This window comes from Frankia sp. CcMO1 (genome assembly GCF_977945845.1).
The window spans coordinates 27,812-31,691 of record NZ_CDWTMG010000005.1 but is presented as its reverse complement, the minus strand read 5'-3'; the positions used below and the strand labels follow the sequence as shown (position 1 = coordinate 31,691).

Here is a 3,880-nt window from a genome sequence, read left to right as displayed (position 1 = left end):
AAAACAGGCTCTCAGTGGAGGCGATCGCCGGGCCGGGCCGCCAGCCCCCGGCGGATGATGCGCCAGACGTCCTCCGCCACCTGACGCCGCCCCTCCCGGGGAACGCGCGCGAGGCCGCCCGACAGCATGAAGACGGCGAGCAGCAGGTCCGACGTCGTCACGTCCGGTGCGACCGACCCTGACGCCCTCGCCGCTTCCAGTGGTCCCTCCAGCAGCGCCGTGGTGCGCTCCTCGAAGACGCGCAGCCGCTCCTCCGCACGGGCCGCGGTGATGATCTCCAGGAACACCGTGGACTCCTCGGCTTCCCTGATGATCCCGTCCATGATGCTGTCCAAGGACACGGCCGGACCCGCGGCTAGCCGCTCGAGTTCGGCGACGGACTCCTCGACCAGCGCGAGCGCGAGGCTGACCCGGTCGGGAAAGTGCCGGTAGAGGCTGCCCTGGCCCACGCCGGCCGCCGCCGCCACCGCGTACAGCGGCGCTTCGACGCCCTGCTCGGTGAAGACCTCCCGCGCCGCGCGCACCAGGGCGGTGCGGTTCTCCGCGGCGGCCCCGCGCCCTCGGTTGCTTCGCCTTCCTTCGGGCACGGGCGTACCGTACAACCGGACAGCATTGTCCGGTTGCCCGATTGGCCGTTCAGAGGAGAGCCGATGTCCCGTGCCCCCGCTTCGTTGACGCCCGAATCGGCCGTCGACGACTGGCTCGATCATCCCGTGGGCGGTCCGACGATCAGCCGGCTGTTGGAGGAGAACGGGCAGGACGCCACAGTGCTGAAAGCGGTGTGCCAGCTCCCGATGTCCGGGCTCGCGCGCATGAGCGGCGGGCGGTTGACGGTCGCCGACGTCGAGCGCCTCGCCGCCGAGATCAACGGGGCGGGAGCGGCGGACGGGAACGGCGTCGGCGTCGGTCCGGACGACATCGGTTCCGTCGCCGTGGCCGGCGAGGCGCCCGACCGCCCGGCGCCGGCCTGGATCGAGCGCGTCGTTCCGGGCCGCTTCACGGGCCGGACCGTCGTCGTCACGGGCGCGGGCTCGGGCATCGGCCGGGCTACCGCATCCCGCGTCGCGCGCGAGGGCGGCCGCGTCGTGGCGGTGGACATCGCCTCCGATCGCCTGGCAGAGCTGGTCGCGCTGCACGACGGGTACGACGTCGTCCCCGTCCGTGCCGACATCACGGCCGGGGACGGGATCGACGTGATCCTCAGCGTGGCCGGCGACCAGATCGACGCCCTCGCCAACATCGCGGGGATCAGTGACGACATGAGCCCGCTGCACGAGGTCACGGACGAGCTCTGGGAGCGGGTGTTCGCGGTGAACGTGACCGGGATGTTCCGCCTGACGCGAGCGGTCCTGCCGTCGATGCTCTCCGCCGGCCGCGGGGCGATCGTGAACGTGGCGTCGGAGGCCGGGCTGCGCGGGTCCGCCGCGGGCGCCGCCTACACAACGTCCAAGCATGCCGTCGTCGGGCTGACCCGCAGCGCGGCGTTCATGTACGCCGGCCACGGCATCCGGGTCAACGCCGTCGCGCCCGGCGCCGTGGCCACGAACATCGTGGCCACCTTCGGCTCGTCCATGGCGACGGACCGGATGATGCCGATCCTCGCGACGATTCCCGCGGTCGCGGAGCCCGAGTACCTCGCCGCGTCGATCACGTTCCTGCTGAGCGACGACGCCGTCAACGTCACCGGCGCGCTGCTGCCGTCCGACGGCGGCTGGTCGGTGCAGTAGCCGAACCGCAGTGGCGGAGCCGCAGTGGCGGAGCCGCAGTGGCCGAACCGCAGTCGCCGGACGGCGGTACCCGCTCGGGCTCAGCGCGACATCGGCAGCCGGTCCAGGAACGGAAGCGCGTCGACGGCGCCGGTCCGAGCGCGTGTCCGCGCATCCCCGGTCGCTGCGGGGAGGGGACGGCCGTACGCGCGGCACACCGCGGCGTTCAGCACGGCGCGCAACTGGGCCCCGATCGCGTCGTCCACGGGGTAGGTGGGGATGACGAAGGTGATGCCGCGACGGCCGGTCTCGTCGGCGACGGCGATCGAGGTGTAGCCGGGCACGCCGCCGTCGTGACCCCAGGCCTCGCCGCACGCGGTGGTCAGCCGGAAGAGTCCGAGCCCGTAGCCGCCATCCGGCCCGCCGTTCACGAGGGTCTTCATCGCCGCCAGCTCGGCGGGTGGCAGGAGCCGCCCGGACAGCAGCGCGCGGTAGAACCGGCGAAGGTCGTCGACGGTGGAGACGACGGCGCCGGCCGCACCCGACCAGGTCGGGCTCTGCTCGGTGTTGTCGACGTACCCCGCGCCGGTGAAGCTCGGCGGCACGTACCCGCGCGCGTGGAAACCGGGAATCGTCGTGCGCGTGCGCGGGAACAAGGTGTCGGTCAGGTGGAGCGGCCTGATGACGCCGTTTTCCACGAGGGTCTCGACGGGCCGGCCCGTGACCGCCTCGAGGACCAGGCCGAGCACGAAGTACCCGCTGTTGGAGTAGGACCAGTCGGTGCCGGGCCGGAAGTTCAGGGGACGCGGGGTGATGATGCCGAGCAGCTCCTCGTCGGTCACGGCGCGGGTCGGGTTGTCCTGGAGCTGCTGCAGGAAACGCTCGTCCTCGGTGTAGTTGAACAGGCCGCTCGTGTGGTTCAGCAACTGGTGGACGGTGATCTCGTCGCCGTCGGGGAGGACGCCCGGCAGCCACTTGCCCACCGGGTCCTCCAGGCCGAGCCGCTGCGCCGCGACGAGCTGCAGGGTCGCCGTCGAGACGAAGGTCTTGGTGATGCTGCCGACCCGGACCTTCGCATTCGGGCGCATCGCGACGCGCGGCTCCAGCCTGGCGGCACCGGAGGCGAGCTGCACCGTGCGCCGGCCGTCGTCCACCCGCAGTCCGACCCCGGAGGCGCCGGCGGCCACCACCCGGTCGAGCAGGGTCTGCAACTCCGCTTCGCCCGGCGGCGCGGACGGCGCCTGGGCTACGGCGGGGCTGGCGGCCCCGGCGAGCGTTGTGACGGCCGCCGCGAGGACGGCGAGGGCGGCGAGGGCGGCGAGGGCAGGTCGTGTCATGGCATGGCTGCGGCTGGACGGCGACACAGGCATTCCTCTCCGGGAGTCCGACTCGACATGCCGACCTTAACCGCCCCGAGCGGGAGATTTGCTGAACAAGGGCGTAATTCGGGCTACCTCACCGTCTCCACCTTGATGTCCGCGTAGCGGATCCCGACCTCCTCCTGCGGCGGTACCCGCAGGCTTCCGCTCCCGGCGTGGCTGTCGGGTGAGAAGTCCTGGAGCCGGACGACCAAGGCGTCCTGCAGCGTGTAGCGGTAGTAGACGCGGCGTCCGGCGGATCCGTTCGCCACCAGCTCCACCCTCACCTCGTTCAGGTGCGTGGCCTTGGTGAGGGCGTTGAAGAGGGCTGGTGAGCCGCCCCCGACGTCGTGGCGGAACACGAATTCCGCGAAGTTGACCTTGCCGGGCTGCCCGGCGCTGGTCAGCGGAAGGCGGGCCCCCCAGTTCATGTAGGTGGGCCGGAACGTGGTGCCGGAATCGCCGGGGAGTGCGCCGCTCGGCCCCTGGATAGTGATCTCGACCGCACCCCCCTGGCCCGCCGGCCCCACACCGGGCGTGTCGTCCGGCACGGCGTGCGCGACGCCGTCGCCGATCACCGCCCAGGCCGCTCCGCCGGACACGAGAAGGGCCGCCGCGGCGGCCATGCGTGCGGCGCGCGATCGCAGCGAGCCGCCGGTCAATCTGCCAGTCATGAGAGGGAGGCTATGGACGCCGGTCACCGATCGGTCACCATCGCGTCACCGCGGCAGGGACGGGTCAGGAAGAGGCGGACGACGGCACGATGAGGGCCTTCACGACGCGCTGCGCCGCGACGTCCTCCAGCGCGGCCTGCGC

4 protein-coding genes are annotated in these 3,880 nt (G+C 72.3%); 1 reads left to right on the top strand and 3 read right to left on the bottom strand.

Annotated elements, in window-relative coordinates; all coding sequences use genetic code 11:
• Positions 1 to 11: 11 nt before the first annotated feature.
• On the bottom strand, positions 12 to 587 hold the full coding sequence (locus AC08OU_RS01720; protein ID WP_476604132.1) for a TetR family transcriptional regulator: 576 nt from the start codon (positions 585 to 587) through the stop codon (positions 12 to 14).
• A 63-nt stretch (positions 588 to 650) separates the two neighbouring features.
• Here AC08OU_RS01720 and AC08OU_RS01715 point away from each other — a divergent pair, with 63 nt between their 5' ends.
• A complete protein-coding gene (locus AC08OU_RS01715) occupies positions 651 to 1,727 on the top strand; it encodes an SDR family NAD(P)-dependent oxidoreductase (RefSeq protein WP_476604131.1) in 1,077 nt (358 codons plus the stop codon).
• A gap of 80 nt (positions 1,728 to 1,807) precedes the next feature.
• Here AC08OU_RS01715 and AC08OU_RS01710 read toward each other — a convergent pair whose 3' ends face one another.
• The gene (locus AC08OU_RS01710; protein WP_476604130.1) at positions 1,808 to 3,070 is read right to left on the bottom strand and encodes a serine hydrolase domain-containing protein; all 1,263 of its coding nucleotides are present in this window, start codon (positions 3,068 to 3,070) and stop codon (positions 1,808 to 1,810) included.
• An 86-nt stretch (positions 3,071 to 3,156) separates the two neighbouring features.
• The gene (locus tag AC08OU_RS01705; RefSeq protein ID WP_476604129.1) at positions 3,157 to 3,738 is read right to left on the bottom strand and encodes a type VI secretion system tube protein Hcp; all 582 of its coding nucleotides are present in this window, start codon (positions 3,736 to 3,738) and stop codon (positions 3,157 to 3,159) included.
• Positions 3,739 to 3,880: the final 142 nt, after the last annotated feature.